The sequence below is a fragment of the Streptacidiphilus sp. BW17 genome, from assembly GCF_041262485.1.
Classification (GTDB): domain Bacteria; phylum Actinomycetota; class Actinomycetes; order Streptomycetales; family Streptomycetaceae; genus Streptacidiphilus.
Window position 1 is genome coordinate 86,769 of record NZ_JBGCCR010000006.1, and the last position, 19,020, is coordinate 105,788.

At 71.4% G+C, this 19,020-nt stretch carries 14 protein-coding genes and 1 pseudogene; 10 read left to right on the top strand and 5 right to left on the bottom strand.

The genetic code is table 11. The annotated features are described in order from the left end of the window. Window positions 1-247: 247 nt before the first annotated feature. The 3 genes from ABH940_RS09685 to nagB form a co-directional block, all read right to left on the bottom strand. Window positions 248-1,678 (bottom strand): amidase, encoded by a 1,431-nt coding sequence (locus ABH940_RS09685; protein ID WP_370068676.1) that lies wholly within the window; start codon window positions 1,676-1,678, stop codon window positions 248-250. 241 nt (window positions 1,679-1,919) lie between these two features. Then, window positions 1,920-4,553 carry a valine--tRNA ligase gene (valS, locus tag ABH940_RS09690; protein WP_370105059.1) on the bottom strand — a complete coding sequence of 878 codons (2,634 nt, stop codon included), beginning with the start codon at window positions 4,551-4,553 and terminating at the stop codon, window positions 1,920-1,922. Between the two features lie 97 nt (window positions 4,554-4,650). After that, window positions 4,651-5,436 carry a glucosamine-6-phosphate deaminase gene (gene nagB / locus ABH940_RS09695; RefSeq protein ID WP_370105060.1) on the bottom strand — a complete coding sequence of 262 codons (786 nt, stop codon included), beginning with the start codon at window positions 5,434-5,436 and terminating at the stop codon, window positions 4,651-4,653. Window positions 5,437-5,771: 335 nt separating this feature from the next. Between nagB and ABH940_RS09700 the strand changes: the two genes are divergently transcribed. From ABH940_RS09700 to ABH940_RS09715, 4 genes are all read left to right on the top strand, one after another. Continuing rightward, complete coding sequence (locus tag ABH940_RS09700; RefSeq protein ID WP_370105061.1) at window positions 5,772-8,462, top strand: ATP-binding protein; 2,691 nt, start codon at window positions 5,772-5,774, stop codon at window positions 8,460-8,462. Continuing rightward, window positions 8,459-9,142: a response regulator gene (locus ABH940_RS09705; protein WP_370068494.1), complete on the top strand. Its 684-nt coding sequence runs from the start codon at window positions 8,459-8,461 to the stop codon at window positions 9,140-9,142. The genes ABH940_RS09700 and ABH940_RS09705 overlap by 4 nt, the downstream gene beginning before the upstream one ends. A gap of 75 nt (window positions 9,143-9,217) precedes the next feature. Further along, complete coding sequence (locus ABH940_RS09710) at window positions 9,218-9,616, top strand: OB-fold nucleic acid binding domain-containing protein (RefSeq protein ID WP_370068496.1); 399 nt, start codon at window positions 9,218-9,220, stop codon at window positions 9,614-9,616. A 4-nt stretch (window positions 9,617-9,620) separates the two neighbouring features. Further along, entirely contained in the window at window positions 9,621-10,346 is a 726-nt protein-coding gene (locus tag ABH940_RS09715) for a DUF3159 domain-containing protein (protein WP_370068498.1), read from the top strand. A 375-nt stretch (window positions 10,347-10,721) separates the two neighbouring features. On the opposite strand, the gene ABH940_RS09720 is transcribed toward ABH940_RS09715, so the two are convergent. Together ABH940_RS09720 and ABH940_RS09725 are read right to left on the bottom strand one after the other, a co-directional pair. Further along, window positions 10,722-11,387, bottom strand: coding sequence for a TrkA family potassium uptake protein (locus tag ABH940_RS09720; RefSeq protein WP_370068500.1), 666 nt, complete (start codon window positions 11,385-11,387; stop codon window positions 10,722-10,724). After that, a complete protein-coding gene (locus ABH940_RS09725) occupies window positions 11,387-12,049 on the bottom strand; it encodes a TrkA family potassium uptake protein (RefSeq protein WP_370068502.1) in 663 nt (220 codons plus the stop codon). The genes ABH940_RS09720 and ABH940_RS09725 overlap by 1 nt, the downstream gene beginning before the upstream one ends. 251 nt (window positions 12,050-12,300) lie before the next feature. Here ABH940_RS09725 and ABH940_RS09730 point away from each other — a divergent pair, with 251 nt between their 5' ends. The 6 genes and pseudogenes from ABH940_RS09730 (at window position 12,301) to ABH940_RS09755 (ending at window position 18,930) form a co-directional block, all read left to right on the top strand. Continuing rightward, on the top strand, window positions 12,301-14,394 hold the full coding sequence (locus ABH940_RS09730) for an APC family permease (RefSeq protein WP_370068504.1): 2,094 nt from the start codon (window positions 12,301-12,303) through the stop codon (window positions 14,392-14,394). Continuing rightward, a complete protein-coding gene (locus ABH940_RS09735; protein WP_370105062.1) occupies window positions 14,391-15,794 on the top strand; it encodes a class I SAM-dependent RNA methyltransferase in 1,404 nt (467 codons plus the stop codon). Before ABH940_RS09730 ends, ABH940_RS09735 begins: the two co-directional genes overlap by 4 nt. A gap of 144 nt (window positions 15,795-15,938) precedes the next feature. Further along, window positions 15,939-16,175 carry a toxin-antitoxin system HicB family antitoxin gene (locus tag ABH940_RS09740; RefSeq protein WP_370068508.1) on the top strand — a complete coding sequence of 79 codons (237 nt, stop codon included), beginning with the start codon at window positions 15,939-15,941 and terminating at the stop codon, window positions 16,173-16,175. Next, a pseudogene (locus tag ABH940_RS09745) lies at window positions 16,172-16,534 on the top strand (fic family toxin-antitoxin system, toxin component); the annotation flags it as partial. The gene ABH940_RS09740 and the pseudogene ABH940_RS09745, both read left to right, overlap by 4 nt. A 193-nt stretch (window positions 16,535-16,727) precedes the next feature. Beyond that, window positions 16,728-17,570 (top strand): putative RNA methyltransferase, encoded by an 843-nt coding sequence (locus ABH940_RS09750; RefSeq protein WP_370068678.1) that lies wholly within the window; start codon window positions 16,728-16,730, stop codon window positions 17,568-17,570. 163 nt (window positions 17,571-17,733) lie between these two features. After that, a complete protein-coding gene (locus ABH940_RS09755; protein ID WP_370105063.1) occupies window positions 17,734-18,930 on the top strand; it encodes an AAA family ATPase in 1,197 nt (398 codons plus the stop codon). Window positions 18,931-19,020 lie beyond the last annotated feature (90 nt).

Genomic DNA, 19,020 nt, shown 5'->3' on the forward strand with positions numbered 1-19,020 from the left:
TGACGTGCGGCTCCTCTCCTGCCTTCGGCGGGGGGACCCCCAGCGTGGGCGCGACAAGCCGAGCCTGCACTCTCGCAGGTGGTTGCACTGTCCAGGGGCGCGGGGCACTGCGCGAGAAGCCACCCACGCAGGTGGCAGGCCGAAGGTGCGGGGCCATCCGCACGCGGGTGGTGTCTCGCGCGCGCAGTTGATCAAGCAGAGCCCCGCGGCCCTGATCAGAGTGCGACTACATCGCCTTTGCCCCGGCCTACCAGACCTCGGGCTTGCGTCCTGCCCACGGCCTGGCGGCCTCCAGCTGGGCGGAGAGGGAGATCAGGGTCGCCTCGGCGCCGTAGTGGCCGCCGAGCATCACGCCGATCGGGAGGCCCTCGGCCGACCAGTGCAGCGGCAGGTTGACCGCGGGCTGGCCGGTGGCGTTGAAGAGCGGCGTGAACGGCGTGAAGTGGGCCAGGCTGTCGAACTCCGCGCTCGGGTCGGCGTCGTTGCGCAGGCCGCCGACCAGCGCGGGTGGCTTGGCCAGCGTCGGGCTGAGCACCACGTCGTAGTCGGCCATGAGCTGGGCGACCAGCTGGCCGACCGCGCGGAAGGTGTAGAGCGCTGTGGCGAACTCCGGGCCGGAGACCTGCTGGCCGAGGCCGCGCAGGTGCCGGGTCAGCGGTATCAGCTTCTCCTCGTCCTCGGGCGCGACCGGGCGCTGGGTGGCCATCACCGCCCAGACCTGGCGAAAGACGCGAGCGAGCGTGTCGTCCGCAGGGAGCGCCATCTCGTCGACCCGGTGACCGAGACCGCTCAGCAGCTCGGCGGCGTCCCGCGTGGCCTCGACGCAGTCGGCGTGCACCTCGACGCCCGGCACCGGCGCGGCCGTCAGCACGGCGACCCGCAGCGTGCCGGGGTCCCGCTCGGCGTGTGCCCGGAAGGTCTCGCCCGCAGGCAACTCGGGTGCGACGTACGTGTCGCCGGGCATCCTGCCCGCCATCACGTCGAGCAGCGCGGCGGCGTCGGCGACGGTCCGGGCCAGCGGGCCGCTGGTGGAGAGGCCGCTGATGTCGTGCAGGGTCGGGCCGGCGCTGATCCGGCCCCGGCTCGGCTTGATCCCGAACAGCCCGCAGACCGAGGCGGGGATGCGGATCGAGCCGCCGCCGTCGCTGCCGTGGGCGAGCGGCGCGAGGCCGGACGCCACGGCGGTGGCCGCGCCGCCGCTGGAGCCGCCCGCGGATCGGTCCAGGTCCCAGGGCGTCCGGGCGGGCGGGGCGACCTCGTTCTCCGAGTAGCAGGGCAGGCCGAACTCGGGCGTCTGGGTCTTGCCGAGCATGACCGTTCCGGCCTGGCGCAGCCGGGTGACCACATGGTCGTCGACGTCCGGAACATGCTCGGCGTACGCGCGGGAGCCGAGCGTGGCCCGCACTCCGGCCACGAAGTTGAGGTCCTTGACGGGCACGGGCACGCCGTGGAGCGGCGCGAGGGTGCGCCCCTCGCGGCGGGCCTCGACGGAGTCCTCCTCCGCCTGCGCGGCCTGGGCGAGCGCCAACTCCGGGGTGACGGTGACGTAGGCGCCGACGGTCTCGTTGAGCTGCTCGATCCGCTCCAGGTAGTGCTGGGTCAGCTCGACCGGGGAGAGCTTGCCTGTCGCGATCAACTCGCCCTGCTCCAACGCGGTCAGATCGTGCAACTGCGGCATACCGGCCTCCCAGATTCCTACCAGCGGGTAGCTCCCGCTTCCCGCCCGCGATCCTCGCACCGCGACGGGAGCCTGGCCAGGGGTGTGCGGGCGGCGGATCCACCGCTCGTAGCGCTTGGGGCCGGGGCGGGGGCGGCGGGTGCTGAGTGGCCTGGCGGCGTCGTGCACCAGCACGGCCCTTGGTGGCCCCGGTCCGGCTCTTCCCTCCACGCGCCCGACCGGGGCCTTCCCCGAGGTGTCCTCAGAGCACGACGGTGACGTCGAGCTCGGACGTGCCACCGCCACCGCCGCCGTCCTCGGCCGCGTCGACGACCGCGATCCGGGCGATCCGCCCTGCGGCGCGGACGTCGGCGAGCGCCTGGTCGGCGAGGGGACGCAGTGCGGGTGGGGCGGTGATCCGGGCCTCGGCGACCTCGGTGCGCATGGAGACCTGAGCCTCGGACTTGGCCTTGCGGACCGCGGCGATCATCTCGGCTGCCAGGTCGAGCACCTGCGGCTGCGCGCGCGGACCGGCCAGCTCGCGCAGCTCCTCGGCGTCGGGCCAGGCGGCGACGTGGACCGAACCCTGCTGCCACCAGGACCAGACCTCCTCGGTGGCGAACGGCAGCACCGGGGCGAAGAGGCGCTGCAGTGCGGAGAGGGCGACACGCAGCGCGGCACGGGCCGAGGCTGCGCCCGACGGGTCGGAACCGTCGCCGCCCTCGTCGCCGTAGGCGCGCGACTTGACCAGCTCCAGGTAGTCGTCGCAGAAGCGCCAGAAGAAGGTCTCGGTCCGTTCCAGCGCACGGGCGTGATCGAGGGCTTCGAACGCTTCGGTCACCGCAGCGACCGTTTCTGCGAGTTGTGCCAGCATCGACCGGTCGATCGCCTCGGTGATCGCTTCGGTGGTCGCTTCGGTGGTCGTTGCTTCGTGGCCTGTCTCACCGCCGAGAGTGAGGACGAACTTGCTCGCGTTGAGCAGTTTGATCGCCAGTCGTCGGCCGATCTTCATCTGACCGGTGTCGAAGGCGGTGTCCGTGCCGGGACGGGCGCTGGCCGCCCAGTAGCGGACCGCGTCCGAGCCGTGCTGGACCAGCAAGTCGTGCGGGGTGACCACATTGCCGACCGACTTGGACATCTTCTTCCGGTCCGGATCCAGGATCCAGCCGGAGATGGCCGCCTGACGGAACGGCAGTTCGCCGAACTCGCTGTCGGCGCGGACCACCGCCGAGAAGAGCCAGGTGCGGATGATCTCGTGGGCCTGCGGGCGCAGGTCCATCGGGAAGACCCGGGTGAAGAGGTCCTCGTCCGCGCTCCAGCGTCCGGCGATCAGCGGGGTCAACGAGGAGGTGGCCCAGGTGTCCAGGACGTCCGGGTCGCCGACGAAGCCGCCGGGGACGCCGCGTTGCTCCTCGCGGTATCCGTCCGGCACGTCCGTGCTCGGGTCGACCGGCAGCCGCGACTCGTCGGGGAGAAGTGGCCGGTCGTGGCGCGGCGCGCCGTGCTCGTCCAGCTCGTACCAGACCGGGATCGGGACGCCGAAGAACCGCTGCCTGCTGACCAGCCAGTCTCCGTTGAGGCCGGAGACCCAGCTCTCGTAACGGGTCTTCATGAATCCAGGACTCCAGCGCAGTTCGTCGCCACGTGCGAGCAGCCGGGCGCGCAGCTTCTCGTCCCGGCCGCCGTTGCGCAGGTACCACTGGCGGGTGGTGACGATCTCCAGCGGGCGGTCGCCCTTCTCGTAGAACTTGACCGCGTGCGTCACCGGCCGTGGCTCGCCCAGCAGTTCGCCGCTCTCGCGCAACGCGGCGACGACCCGCTCCCGCGCTGTGTGCGCGGTGGCGCCGGCCAGGGTGGCGTAGACGGACAGAGCCTGATCACTCGTCAGTCCCGACGGCGGCTCGGGCAGGAACCGGCCGTCGAAGCCGATGACGGGTCGGGTGGCCAGCTGCAGCTCCCGCCACCAGACCACGTCGGTGGTGTCGCCGAAGGTGCAGACCATGGCGATGCCGGTGCCCTTCTCCGGATCGGCCAGCGGGTGTGCCAGGACCGGGACTTCGACACCGAAGAGCGGGGTGCGGACGGTCCGTCCGAAGAGCGCCCGGTAGCGCTCGTCGTCGGGGTGGGCGACCAGGGCGACGCAGGCGGGCAGCAGTTCCGGGCGGGTGGTGGCGATCTCCACTCCACTGTCGTCCGGAGCGTGGAAGAGCAGGTGGTGGTAGGCGCCGGGGCGCTCCCTGTCCTCCAACTCGGCCTGGGCGACTGCGGTGCGGAAGGTGACGTCCCAGAGCGTCGGGGCCTCGGCCAGATACGCCTCGCCCCGGGCCAGGTTCCGAAGAAACGCTCGCTGCGAGATCGAACGCGCACGGGTGTCGATCGTTCGATAGGTCATCGACCAGTCGACGGAGAGGCCGAGCCGACGCCAGAGCTCCTCGAAGGCCTGCTCGTCCCGCTCGGTGAGCCGGTCGCAGAGCTCGATGAAGTTCCGGCGCGAGATCGGCAGTTGCTCCCGGCCCGGATGCTCAGGCGGGGTGAAGTCCGCGTCGTAGGGGAGGGACGGTTCGCAGCGGACGCCGAAGTAGTTCTGGACCCGGCGCTCGGTGGGCAGGCCGTTGTCGTCCCATCCCATCGGGTAGAAGACGGCCCGGCCGCGCATCCGCTGGTAGCGGGCGACGGTGTCGGTGTGCGTGTACGAGAAGACGTGGCCGACGTGAAGTGAGCCGCTGACCGTGGGCGGCGGCGTGTCGATGGAGAAGACCTCGGCCCTGGGCCTGGTCCGGTCGAAGGCGAATACCCCGGACTCGTCCCACCGGCGCGACCAGCTCTCTTCGAGCCCGTCGAGGGAGGGCTTCTCGGGGACGGCGGCGGCCCTGCGGGCCGGCGGGTTCTGTTCCATGACGCACCATAACGCCGACACGGGCGCGGACGCCCGGCAATTTCCGGGTGTCCGCGCCCCGCGCCGAAGCGAGCTCGCCTTACGACCTGGTGCCGCGCTACAGCCCCTGCCAGTGCGGCTTGGCCGCGTAGGTGGCGCGGAAGTAGTCGGCCAGCTTGAGCCCCGCGGCGGCGGCCTCGTCGACGACCACGGTGGCGTGCGGGTGCAGTTGCAGCGCCGAGGCCGGGACCAGGGCGGCGACCGGGCCCTCGACCGTCGCGGCGACCGCTTCGGCCTTGCCCGCGCCGGTCGCCAGCAGCACCAGGTGGCGTGCGTCCAGGATGGTGCCGATGCCCTGGGTGATCACGTGGTGCGGCACCTGGTCGATGTCGTCGTCGAAGAAGCGCGCGTTGTCGATCCGGGTCTGCTCGGTGAGCGTCTTGATCCGGGTGCGTGAGGCGAGTGACGAGCAGGGCTCGTTGAAACCGATGTGGCCGTCGGTGCCGATGCCGAGCAACTGCAGGTCGACCCCGCCCGCGGCGGCCAGCGCCCGGTCGTAGTCCGCGCAGGCGGCCGTGATGTCGGCGGCGGAACCGTCCGGGCCCGTGAACGAGGACTCGGAGAGCCCGAGCGGCCCCACGACCTCGCGCAGCACCACGGAGCGGTAGGACTCGGGGTGACCGGGCGGGAGGCCCACGTACTCGTCGAGCTGGCAGATCCGGGCCCGGGAGGCGTCGACCGCGCCGGAGCGCACCTTGGTGGCGAGCGCCTGGTAGATCGGCAGCGGGGTCGATCCGGTGGCCACGCCGAGCAGTGCGTCCGGCCTCCGGGTCAGCAGATCGGCGATCGCCGTGGCGATGAGCTCGCCGCCCGCCGCGGCGTCAGGAACGATCACAACTTCCACGCTGGCCTACCTACCGATCTGGACGAAGCTGGACGAAGCTGGGACGAGGAGAAGGGCTCCACGGGGCGCGCACGGTGCTGTGCTGGGGCCGTGTACGGCACGTACGGGGCATGCACGAGGCGCGTACGCACTATGTGGTATAGACCAATCTAGCAGCAGTGAGGCCTCCCGCGCGCCCCCTCGGCCAGGCCATCTCCGGCTCCTGTCCTGCCCGTCCTTCCTAACAGCGGACCCCCGACCACGCCGCCGGTGTCATGCACGACTGGTCCACTCGGGCGACGGTCTGCCGTACCCTCGCTGTTCGGCTCAGGGAGTCGGCAAGGAGAATGGACGTTATGGGACGTGGCAGGCTGCGCATCTACCTCGGGGCAGCCCCCGGGGTGGGCAAGACGTACGCCATGCTCAACGAGGGCAAGCGCCGGGCCGAGCGTGGCACCGACGCGGTGGCGGCCTTCGTGGAGACGCATGGCCGCGCCCACACCGCCGCCCAGATCGAGGGCCTCGAGGTGGTGCCGCGGAAGGCGATGACCCACCGCGGCGCCGAGTTCACCGAGATGGACGTCGACGCGGTGCTGCGCCGGCGCCCCGCCGTGGCGCTGGTCGACGAGCTCGCCCACACCAACGTGCCGGGCTCCCGCAACGCCAAGCGCTGGCAGGACATCGACGAGCTGCTCGACGCGGGCATCGACGTCATCTCCAACCTGAACATCCAGCACCTGGAGTCGCTGGGCGACGCCGTCGAGGGCATCACCGGGGTGCGCCAGCAGGAGACCGTGCCGGACGAGGTGGTACGCCGGGCCGACCAGATCGAGCTGGTCGACATGGCCCCCGAGGCGCTCCGCCGCCGACTGGCGCACGGCAACGTCTACGCGCCCGAGAAGATCGACGCGGCGCTGGCGCACTACTTCCGGCCCGGCAACCTGACCGCGCTGCGCGAGCTGGCGCTGCTCTGGGTCGCCGACCGGGTCGACGAGTACCTGCAGCGTTACCGGGCCGAGAACCACATCGCCTCCACCTGGCAGGCGCGCGAGCGGATCGTGGTCGGTCTGACCGGCGGTCCCGAGGGCCGCACCCTGATCCGGCGGGCGGCGCGGATCGCGGCCAAGGGCTCCGGCAGCGAGATCCTGGCCGTCTACGTGGCCAAGAGCGACGGCCTGACCAGCGCCTCACCCAAGGAACTGACCGTCCAGCGCGGCCTGGTCGAGGACCTCGGCGGCAGCTTCCACCACGTGCTCGGCGACAACGCGGCCGAGGCGCTGCTGGAGTTCGCCCGAGGCGTCAACGCCACCCAGATCGTGCTGGGCAGCAGCCGCCGCAAGCCCTGGCAGTGGATCTTCGGCCCCGGCGTCGGCGCGACCGTCGCCCGCGAGGCCGGGGACATCGACGTCCACATCGTCACGCACGAGCACGTGGCGCGCGGGCGGATCCGTCCGATCCGGCGGATCGCCAGCCTCGGCCTGCCCCGCACCGTGGCCGGCTGGCTGGTCGGCGTGGCCGGCCCGTTGCTGCTGACCTGGGTGCTGGTACTGCTGCCGAGCAGCAGCACCACCCACACCGAGATGCTGCTCTACCTGGGCCTGACGGTCGGCGCGGCGCTGCTCGGCGGGCTGTTCCCGGCGCTGGCCTCGGCGGTCGTCGGCTCACTGCTGATCAACTGGTACTTCACCCCACCCCTGCACACGCTCACGATCGGATCGATCGCCAACGTGATCGCCGTGGGCGTCTTCTTCGGGGTGGCGCTGTCGGTTGCCTACGTGGTCGACCTGGCCGCACGCAGGACCGCCGAGGCGGCGCGCAGCCGGGCCGAGGCGGAGACGCTGAGCTTCCTGGCCGGCAGCGTGCTGAGCGGCCGGAACGGTCTTCCGGCGCTGCTGGAGCGGGTGCAGGAGACCTTCCAGATGGAGTCGGTCGCCCTGCTGGAGCGACCCGACGACTTCTCGACGTGGCGCCTCGCCGGGGCAGTCGGTCCCGACCCCGTCTCCCGGCCCGAGGACGCCGACGTCGACGTGCCCGTCGGCGACCGGCTGGCGCTGGCGTTGAGCGGCCGGGTGCTGCCCGCCGCCGACCGTCGTGTGCTGGTCGCCTTTGCCGCCCAGGCCGCGGTGCTGCTGGAGAAGCGCCGACTGGAGACGGAGGCCGCCGAGGCCCGCCGGATGGCCGAGGGCAACCGCATCCGCACCGCACTGCTCGCCGCCGTCTCCCACGACCTGCGCACCCCGCTGGCCGGGATCAAGGCCTCGGTCAGCTCGCTGCGCGCCGAGGACGTGGCCTGGACGCCGGACGACGAGGCCGAACTGCTGGCGGGTATCGAGGCGGGCGCTGATCGACTCGATCATTTGATCGGTAACCTGCTCGATATGAGCAGGCTGCAGACCGGAACGGTCGTTCCGATCGTTCGCGAGACCGATCTCGACGAGGTCGTGCCCCTCGCCCTGCTCGGCGTCCCCGAGGACGCGGTGCGCACCGACATCCCTGAGGAGCTGCCGATGGTCTCGGCCGACCCGGGGCTGCTCGAACGTGCGCTCGGCAACGTGATCGAGAACGCGGTGAAGTACAACGCGGGTAGCCGCAAGCAGGTCAACGGTGTTCCCTGCCAGGTCGGTGTCTCGGCCAGCGTGTTGCACGGCCGCGTGGAGGTCCGCGTCGCCGACCACGGTCCCGGTATCCCGGACGAGGCCAAGGAGAAGGTCTTCGAGCCCTTCCAGCGCTACGGCGACGCCCCGCGCGGCGCGGGCGTCGGCCTGGGGCTCGCCGTCGCCCGCGGATTCGTCGAGGCCACCGGCGGCACCCTGACGGCGGAGGACACGCCCGGTGGCGGTCTCACCATGGTGTTCACTCTTCCGTGTGCGCAGGTCGCGCACGAGAGCAGCGAGGCGTCCGACGGCGCGACCGGGACCGATCCCGAGGTCAGTTCCGAGGCCGGTTCCGAGACCGATCTCGAGACCGGTCCCCGGATCGCGGTCGAGGCCGTGTCCGCAGAGCCGCTGCCGCTGGAGCAGCAGACCGAAAGGCAGCAGCGTTCATGATCCGGGTCCTGGTCGTCGACGACGAACCGCAGATCGTCCGCGCCCTGGTGATCAATCTCAAGGCCCGCCACTACGAGGTGGACGCCGCCCACGACGGCGCCACCGCGCTGGAGCTGGCCGCGGCCCGTCACCCCGACGCGGTGCTGCTCGACCTCGGCCTGCCCGACATGGACGGCAGCGAGGTGATCCGCGGCCTGCGCGGCTGGACCAAGGTGCCGATCATCGTCCTCTCCGCCCGGCAGACCTCGGACGAGAAGGTCCAGGCCCTGGACGCGGGCGCGGACGACTACGTGACCAAGCCCTTCGGCATGGACGAGCTGCTGGCCCGGCTCCGCGCGGCGGTCCGGCGCGGTGCGCCGGCCGGTCCGGAGAGCGAGAGCGCCGTCATCGGCACCGAGAGCTTCACCGTGGACCTGGCGGCCAAGCGGGTCAGCCGCGACGGCAAGGACATCCGGCTCACCCCGACCGAGTGGCACCTGCTGGAGGTGCTGGTCCGCAACAGCGGCCGACTCGTGAGCCAGAAGCAGCTGCTCCAGGAGGTCTGGGGGCCGGCGTACGGCACCGAGAGCAACTACCTGCGGGTCTACATGGCCCAGCTGCGCCGCAAGCTGGAGGTCGACCCGGGCCACCCGCGGCACTTCGTCACCGAACCGGGTATGGGTTACCGCTTCGAGCCGTGAGTACGGGTGTTCGGGAGGCCGCTCGGACTGCGCGAGGACGCCTCCCGGCGGGGGCGCGGCCTGTACCCTTCGGGCATGAGCAGTGAGATCTCCAGCGCACGGCCGCAGGGCCGGCTGAGGCGCATGTTCAGCAAGCTCGGCACCTCCAACGAGGAGCTGAACGCGGAGCAGCTGCGCCACGACGCCGAGGAAACGGGTGCCACACCCATCGCGGCCTGCGGCGACCGTCAGGAGGTCACGGTCACCGGCACGCTCCGGGCGGTCACCCTGCGTCCGCGCGCCGGCGTCCCCGCGCTGGAGGCCGAGCTGTTCGACGGCAGCGACGCACTGGACGTGGTCTGGCTCGGCCGTCGCTCGATCGTGGGAATCGAGCCCGGCCGCAAGGTGGTCGCTCGCGGCCGGATCAGTCACGCGCGCGGGCGCCGGGTGCTCTTCAACCCGCGCTACGAACTCCGCCCGACGGGACAGGAGTGATCGCGTGAGCCACCGCGCCCCTCTCGCCGACGCGAGCCCGGCTGCCACGAACCCCACGGACGCCGGGGACCGTTCCAAGCAGCCCGTCGACACCTCGCTGATCGACGCCTTCGGCGGCGTCCGCGGCATGATCGACATGACCGTGCCCGGCCTGGTCTTCGTCGTCCTCTACACGATCACCCAGAACGTCGCGATCTCGTCCTGGTCCGCGGTCGGCGTCACCGTCCTGCTCGCGGTGGTACGCGTCGCGCGGCGGGAGACGCTGAAGCACGCCTTCGGTGGCGTGCTGGGCGTCGGCATCGGCGCGTTCATCGCGATGCAGTCCGGCAAGCCGCAGGACTTCTACCTGCCGTCGATGATCTACGGGCTGGTCCTGCTGGTCGCGTACGCGATCTCGGCGCTCGTGAAGTGGCCGCTGCTCGGCGTCATGCTGGGCCCGGTCCTCGGCGAGAACATGACCTGGCGGACGCAGAACCCCGGCCGCCTGTCCGCGTACACGAAGGCGACCTGGGTCTGGGTCGCACTGTTCGCCCTGCGGGCGGCGATCCTCTTCCCGCTGTACTGGGCGGGGCAGGTGACGTGGCTGGGCGTCGCGAAGATCGGACTGGGCGTCCCGCCGTGGTTGGTCGCGATCTACCTGTCGTGGTTGATCCTGTCGAAGGCCCCGGCGCCGATCAAGGTGAACGTCGAAACCGAGGACGCCGAGTCCGAGCAGGCAGTCGAGAGTTAGTCAGGGCACGCAGGGAAGTTGCAGCATCTCCGGGGGCGCGGGGCTCTGCTCGATCAACTGCGCGCGCGAGTAACCACTGTCCCCCAGCCTTCGGCCGGGAGGTGCCCCCATGCGGATGGCCCTGCGTGTTCGGGGCTCTACCTTCGTGGGATGGGGGTCCCCCTGGCCGAAGGCTGGGGGATTGTCGTGCAGTTCCCCGGGCCCCTGAGCGTTGCAACTACCTGCGGCAGCGCAGGCTCGCTTGTCGCGCCCACGCGGCGGAGCCGCACATCAGCAGAGCCCCGCGCCCCTGAACAGCGCAACTGTCCCTCTCACAAAACGGGGAAGCGGCCGCAAGTCCGAAGACCCGCGACCGCTTCCGCGGCGTGCGAACGCTCAGCTCGCCGACGGCGAGAGCAGTGCCTCCAGGTCCGCTTCCCTCTCCGCCGTTGCGACGAACAGCAGTTCGTCGCCGCCCTCGAGGGTGTCGCTGCCCGACGGGACCAGCACGCGGCCCTCGCGGATGATGGTGACCAGCGCCGTGTCGTCCGGCCAGGCGATCGCCTTGACCTGGGTGCCGACGTGCGGCGCGTCCGAGGCGAGCGTCAGCTCGACGAGGTTCGCGTCGCCCTGGCTGAAACGCATCAGGCGGACCAGGTCGCCGACGCTGACGGCCTCCTCGACCAGCGCCGACATCAGCCGCGGCGTGGAGACGGCGACGTCCACGCCCCAGGCCTCGTTGAAGAGCCACTCGTTCTTCGGGTTGTTGACCCGGGCGACGACCCGAGGGACGCCGTACTCGGTCTTCGCCAGCAGCGAGACCACCAGGTTGACCTTGTCGTCACCCGTCGCTGCGATCACCACGTTGCAGCGCTGCAGCGCCGCCTCGTCCAGTGAGGTGATCTCGCAGGCGTCGGCGAGCAGCCACTCGGCCTGGGGCACGCGCTCGACCGAAATGGACTTCGGGTTCTTGTCCACGAGGAGCACCTCGTGGCCGTTCTCCAGGAGCTCTCCGGCGATGGAGCGGCCGACCGCGCCCGCTCCGGCGATTGCTACCCGCATCAGTGCTCCTCCGGGCCCTTGGCGAAGATCGCCTCGACGGCGTCCAGGTCGTTGGTGCGCATCATCATGTGCACCAGGTCGCCCTCCTGCAGGACCATGTCCGGGGTGGGCAGTTGGCCCTGGCCGAGCCGGGTGACGAAGGCGACGCGGACGGGCGCGGCCTGCTCCAGCCTGACGATGCGGTGGCCGATCCAGGCCGTCGCCACCGGGACCTCGGCCAACTCGACCGCGCCGCTGGGGTCCTGCCAGTGCGGCTCGACGCCGGACGGGAGAAGGCGGCGCAGCATCTGGTCGGCCGTCCAGCGGACGGTGGCCACCGTCGGGATGCCCAGGCGCTCGTAGACCTCGGCGCGGCGCGGGTCGTAGATCCGGGCCGCGACGTTCTCGACGCCGAAGTTCTCCCGGGCCACGCGCGCCGCGATGATGTTGGAGTTGTCACCGCTGCTGACCGCGGCGAACGCGCCGGCCTGCTCGATCCCCGCCTCGCGCAGGGTGTCCTGGTCGAAGCCGACCCCGGTCACCCGCTTGCCGGCGAAGTCCGAACCGAGACGGCGGAACGCCGTGGGGTCCTGGTCGACCACGGCGACCGAGTGACCCTGCTTCTCCAGGGCGCGCGCGAGGGAGGAACCCACGCGACCGCATCCCATGATGACGATGTGCACGACCGTCCTTCCGGTTCGGTGTCGGTGTCTCGGTGTCTCGTGCTCGATAGTGACAGTCTCTTAACGCCCTCTTGTCACCAGGGTGGCACCCCCAAGGCGATTTTGTATGCAGTCGGCACAACCACCGCACAGAATCCCCGGCGATCGTCCGCTGCCCGTCACCGCAGGTGGAGAGCCTGCGGCACCTACGAACCGGGTTATTTCCCGGGCTCCCTGCCTGCGAACCTGGGAGACCCTCTACGATCCTCCTCGTGTCAAAACTCACTGACCTCCCGAAACGGATCCTTATCGGGCGAGCGCTGCAGAGCGACAAGCTCGGCGAGACGCTGCTGCCCAAGCGGATCGCCTTGCCCGTCTTCGCCTCCGACGCGCTCTCCTCGGTCGCCTACGCCCCCGAGCAGATCTTCCTGACGCTGTCGGTGGCGGGCATCGCCACGATCCACTTCTCGTGGTGGATCGGCGCGGTGGTCGCGTTGGTGATGCTCGTGGTCGTCGCCTCCTACCGGCAGAACGTGCACGCCTACCCGAGCGGCGGCGGCGACTACGAGGTCGCCACGGTCAACCTGGGCGGCAACGCCGGTCTGACCGTCGCCTCCGCACTGCTGGTCGACTACGTGCTGACGGTGGCGGTGTCGACCACCTCGGGCGTGGCCAACATCGTCTCCGCGGTGCCCGCGCTGCACGGCCACGAGGTGCTCATCTCGGTGGTCCTGGTGCTCGTGCTGATGGGCATGAACCTGCGCGGCGTCCGTGAGTCCGGCACGGCCTTCGCCGTCCCCACCTACGGGTTCATGGGCGGGATCTTCCTGCTGATGATCTGGGCGGCGGTGCGCGACTTCTTCTTCGGTCAGCACATGCAGGCGGCCAGCGCCGGGTTCCACCTGGTGCCCGAGGCCGGGCACATCGATCCGACCGGCATCGCGCTGGTCCTGCTGCTGCTCAAGACCTTCTCCTCCGGCTGCGCCGCGCTGACCGGTGTCGAGGCGATCAGCAACGGCGTGCCTGCCTTCCGCAAGCCGAAGAGCCGCAACGCGGCGACCACGCTGCTGATGATGGCCGTGGTCGCGGTGACGATGCTGATCGGCATCATCTGGATGGGCAACCTCACCGGCCTGAAGATGGCCGAGAACCCGGCCCAGCTGATCGGCGCCCCGGCGGGCTACCAGCAGAAGACCGCGATCGCGCAGATCTCGCAGGCGATCTTCTCCAACTTCACGCCCGGCTTCTACTTCATCGCCGCCGTCACCGGCCTGATCCTGGTGCTGGCCGCCAACACCGCCTTCAACGGCTTCCCGGTGCTCGGCTCGATCCTCGCCCAGGACCGCTACCTGCCGCGGCAGTTGCACACCCGCGGTGACCGGCTGGCCTTCTCCAACGGCATCATTCTGCTGGCGGGCGTGGCGATCGTCTTCATCATCGGCTACGGCGCGGACCCGAACCGGCTGATCCAGCTCTACATCATCGGCGTCTTCGTCTCCTTCAACATGAGCCAGACCGGCATGATCCGGCACTGGACCAGGCTGCTGAAGACCGAGACCGACCCGGCGGAGCGCCGCCGGATGATGCGCAGCCGGGTCATCAACACGATCGGCCTCGCCTGCACCGCCTGCGTGCTGGTGGTCGTGCTCTCCACGAAGTTCATGTCCGGCGCCTGGATGTCCTGCCTGCTGATGGTGGTCTTCTTCGTGCTGATGAAGGCGATCAACCGCCACTACAGCCGGGTCTCCACCGAGCTCGCGCTGGACGACGCGGCGGACGAGGAGGAGGCGCTGCCGGCCCAGATCCACAGCGTGGTGCTGGTCTCGAAGCTGCACAAGCCGACCCTGCGGGCGCTGGCGTACGCCCAGCTCTCCTCGCGCGGCACGGCCCGTCTCGAGGCGGTCACCGTGGACGTCGACCCGGTCGACACCAAGGCGCTGCAGGAGGAGTGGGACCGCCGCGGCATCGACGTCCCGCTCAAGGTGCTGCACTCGCCGTACCGGGAGATCACCGGCCCGGTGGTGGAGCACGTGCGCCAGCTGCGCAGTAACAACCCGCGCGACGTGGTGACGGTCTACATCCCGGAGTACGTCGTCGGCCACTGGTACGAGCACCTGCTGCACAACCAGAGCGCGCTGCGACTCAAGGGTCGCCTGCTCTTCAAGCCCGGGGTGATGGTGACCTCGGTACCCTGGCAGCTGGAGTCCTCCGAGCGCCGCCGCAAGCCGCGCCCGTGGATCGCGCCGGGACAGGTCCGGCGCGGCGATGTCGGACGCCGCGAGGAACGGCCCATGGCCGCCGCCTCCGCGACGACCGGACCCGCACCCGTGCCCGCACCCGCAGCCGCTAAGGACGACCAGGCGTGACATCCCGCCGCACCACCCGCTCCCGTTCCGCCTCCACCAACTCCGGCGCGCGTCCCGCCGCACGCCCTTCCGGCGCACCGGAGTCGCCGTCGCTCGTCGGCGAGCGCTACGAGGTCGAGGTGGGCCCGGTCGCCCACGGCGGCCACTGCGTGGCCCGGCACGAGGGCCGGGTGCTCTTCGTCCGGCACGCGCTGCCGGGCGAGCGGGTGGTCGCCCTGGTGACGGACGGGACGGAGGCCTCGCGCTTCCTCCGCGCGGACGCGGTCGAGGTGCTGGAGCCGGCCAAGGAGCGGGTCACCCCGCCCTGCCCGTACGCGGGCCCCGGCCTGTGCGGCGGCTGCGACTGGCAGCACGCCACCCCGGGTGCGCAGCGCAAGCTCAAGGCCTCCGTGCTGACCGAACAGCTGGCCAAGCTGGCCGGTCTGACGCCGGAGCAGGCGGGCTGGGACGGCAGCGTCGAGCCCGCGCCGGGGGACAAGCTCCCGGCGGGTGAGGTGCCCGCGTGGCGTACCCGGGTCCAGTACGCCGTGGACCAGGAGACCGGTCGGGCCGGTCTGCGGCGCCACCGCTCGCACGAGGTGGTTCCCGTCGAGCGCTGCCTGATCGCCGCTCCGGGCGTGCAGGAGCTGGGCATCGAGAAGCGCGAGTGGCCGCAGATCGACACCGTCGAGGCCGTGGCGGCGACCGGCTCCTCCGACCGCGCGGTCATCCTGACGCCCGTCGCGGGCGGACGGCTGCCGATCGTCGAGCTGGACCGGCCGGTCTCGGTGCAGCGGATCGACGACCACGGCGGCGTGCACCGCGTCCACGGGCGCAACTTCGTCCGCGAGCGCGCGGCGGAGCGCACCTGGCGGGTCAGCGACGGCGGCTTCTGGCAGATCCACCCGGCTGCCGCGCAGACCCTGGTCGACGCGATCCTTGACGGCCTGCAGCCGCGCGAGGGCGAAAATGCGCTGGACCTCTACTGCGGCGTCGGCCTCTTCGCGGGTGCGCTGGCGGAGCGGCTCGGGGAGGACGGCGCGGTGCTGGGCATCGAGTCGAGCAAGCAGGCCGTCGCCGACGCCCGCCACAACCTCGCCGACCTGGTGGGCGAGAAGCGCGTCCGGATCGAGTGCGACAAGGTCGAGAAGCTGCTGCCCCGCACCGGCATCACCGAGACCGACCTGATCGTCCTCGACCCCCCGCGCGCCGGCGCGGGCCGCGAGACCGTCGCCCACCTGGCCGGTCTCGGTGCCCGCTGCATCGCCTATGTCGCCTGCGACCCGGCGGCGCTCAGCCGCGACCTGAAGTTCTTCGCCGACGCCGGCTACCGCGTGGCCGGGCTGCGGGCGTTCGACCTCTTCCCGATGACGCACCACTTCGAGTGCGTGGCGATTCTGGAGCCCGTCGGCGGGGAATGAGTTCTCCACAGCTGCTCGGAACTGTCCGGAAGTGACCGCTTGCGGAACGTCGCCAGAGGTTCGAGTGAAGCGCCGGGGAGCTGTCCGAAAATGACCATGTTGATACCCCTTCCTGTGCTAGCGGAATCGCGCTAGCTTCGAGCTATGAGTAAAAAGCAGCTGAACGTCCGGGTCGACGTCGCCACGGCGGAGGTCGCCCGGGCCCGCGCGGAACAGGAAGGGATCAGCATGAACCAGTACATCGAGAAGCTGGTCCAACAGGACATGGGCGAGACCGGACGCGCTTTCGTGGACGCCGCCGCACAGTTCATGAAGGAGTACGAGTCCGTCTTCCTCGCCGAGTTCGGTGGCGAGCGAGAGGGCGCGGGGACGCGCCGTTGAACATCGAGATCGATCTGTCCTGGCTGCTCATGGTCGCCGAGCAGTACACCCCTGGCGACCCCCGGGTCACCGACTACGGCGCGTTGGTCGCAGCGGTGACCCGGCATCAGGCGGAGATCTTCGACGTCCTCGTCTACCCCGAGCCCGAGGACCGCGCTGCCGCGCTGATGCACCAGCTGATCCGGGTGCCCGCGCTGGAGCGCAACAACGAACTCTTCGCCACCGCCGTGGCCTTCGCCTACCTGGTGGCGGGTGGCGCGACGGTGGCCACCACCACGCGCGAGATGCGCTCCCTGGCCCGCGCGCTGTGCGACGGCCGCCTCGGCGTCGCCGGCACCGCCGAGCGGCTTGCGGGCTGGGTCGTCGACCAGGCCCCCGAGTCGGAGTCGATCGGAGCCGAGGGCGGGGACGACGAAGACGAAGACGACCAGGACGACCGGGACGACCTCGGCGATGAGGGCGGCCGGGACGACGACGAGCACGGCAGCGCCGACGGCGGGGCCGGGGACTGAGCGAGCCGAACCACCCATGCCCACCACCTCTGTGAACCCCGTGCTGCAGCGGGTCGCCGCGTGGCTGCGCTGTCCCGTCTGCGCCGAGGAACTGACGCTCGCTCAGGACGGCGGCGCCCTGCGTTGCCCGGCCCGCCACAGCTTCGACGTCGCCAAGCAGGGCTACGCCAACCTGCTGCCCGGCGGCGCCCACACCGGCACCGGCGACACCACCGCGATGGTCGCCGCCCGCGTCGACTTCCTGGGTGCGGGCCACTACGCGCCCATCGCGACCGCCCTCGCCGAGTCGGTCCGCGAGGCCGAGGCCGGACGCGTCGTCGACCTGGGTGCGGGCACTGGTCACTACCTGGCCGCCGCCCTCGACGCGGTGCCCGGAGCGACCGGACTCGCCCTCGACATCTCCAAGTTCGCGCTGCGCCGCGCAGCCAAGGCGCATCCGCGCGCGGCGGCCGTGGTCTGCGACGCCTGGAAGCCGCTCCCGTTGCGCGACGGGGTCGCCGACGTGATGCTCAACGTCTTCGCCCCGCGCCGGGGCGAGGAGATCCGGCGGGTGCTGCGGCCCGGCGGCGAACTGTTGGTCGTCTCGCCGACGTCGAAGCATCTGCGGGAGCTGGTGGGCGAGTTGGGTCTACTTGGGGTCGACGAGCGCAAGGACGAGCGGCTGGCGCGCACGCTGGTGCCGCATCTCTCCCCGGCGGGTGCACGGGAGTTGACGTTCGGCGTCCGGCTCTCCCACGCCGAGGTCGCCACCGTGGTGGGCATGGGCCCGAGCGCCTGGCACACCGATCCGGACGCGCTGGCGGCACGCATCGCCGCACTGCCGGACCCGGTCGAGGTCACCGCGTCGGTGACGCTCAGCCGTTTCGTTCGCCTGTCCGGGTGATCTGGGCGTCGCACCCGGTGGACGGGATGGCTGGAGGGACGTTTCCGCAGGTGGTGGGCGGTCTAGCCTCGCGGGTGTGACCATCCCCGTGCCCAGGCCCGAAGTGCTCCACCCCGATGCGCTCTCCTCCGCTGTGCCCCGCCCCGATGCGCTTTCTCCCCCCGTGCTCCGCCCCGCCTTGGTCGAACTGCGCCTCGGTGCCTTCAAGTCCTTCCGGGACGCGGTACTGCCGTTGCGACGGGTCACCCTGCTGCACGGTCCGTCGGGCGCGGGCAAGTCCAACGCCCTTGAAGGCCTGCGCGTGTTGGCGTCCCTGGCCGAGGGCGAGGACGCCGACGAGGCGCTCGCCCTGGTCCGGGGCGGCGTGGCGGGCTGCCTGCCGTTCGGCGCGGACACCGTCCGGCTGGGCTGCTCGGTCGCCGCGGCGGTCGGGGAGGTGCGGCTCGACGTCTCCTTCCAGCGCGTGGGAGGGACCGTGCTGCTGACCTCGGAGCGGCTCACTGCCGGCGGCCGACTGCTGCTGACCACCGGCGCATTGGACGCGTCGAGCAGCCGGATCGACGCCGCCTGGCACAGCGACGGCCGCCAGGGCGACATCCGCGCACCGCTCGGGGCACACGGCCTGGTCACGGCCCAACTGCCGCTGCGCGTCGCCGGTGCGACGCCGGGGGAGCGGTTGGTCCTGGCAGCCGCGGAGGCGGTGCTCACCGCGCTCCGGGAGAGCTTCGCGCTGGAGCCGGTTCCGGTGGCGATGAGGGAGTGGGTCCGCGCGGACGACGACGCCCGGCTGCGCGGCTCGGCGGAGAACCTGTCGGCGGTGATCGCCCGGATCGAGGGCGAGTGCCGGATCCGTTTCGGCAAGCTGGTCCAGGCGACCCGGGCGATGAGCCCGGTGCTGGTCTCCGGCCTCGGCGCGCTGCGCTCGACCGCCGCCGACGGGACGACCCGGGTCTGCGCGGCGCTGCAGCTCGGTGACGGCCGTCGCCTGGGAGCGGAGCTGCTCCCTTCGGGCGTGCTGCGGCAGTTGGCCTTCGCGACGGTGCTGTTGACCGGCCCCGGCGTGCTCCAGATGAGCCCGGCGATGGAAGTCCCGGACGCGGAGCGGCTGTTGACGGTGCTGGGGGAGGGTCTTGACCTGGGACTCGGCGCCGCGCAGGTCGAGTCGCTGCTCCGGCTGGCGGTGGAGGTGGCCTCGCGCGGCCACGTCCGGCTGCTGGCGACGGCGACGGAGCGGGCGGTGGTGCCCGGGGTCTTCCCGGTCCGGTGCGCGGTCGATCCGGCATCGGGGCGGAGCGAGTTGGTGCCGGAGGACGCTCCGGTGAGTGCGCCTGTGGATCACCCCGCCGTTCCGGTCGGCTGATCCGCGAGAATGACCGTATGGATGACGTCACCCCTGCTTCCGGCCGCGACCACGACCACGGCCATGACGAAGGCCACGACCAGGGCTACG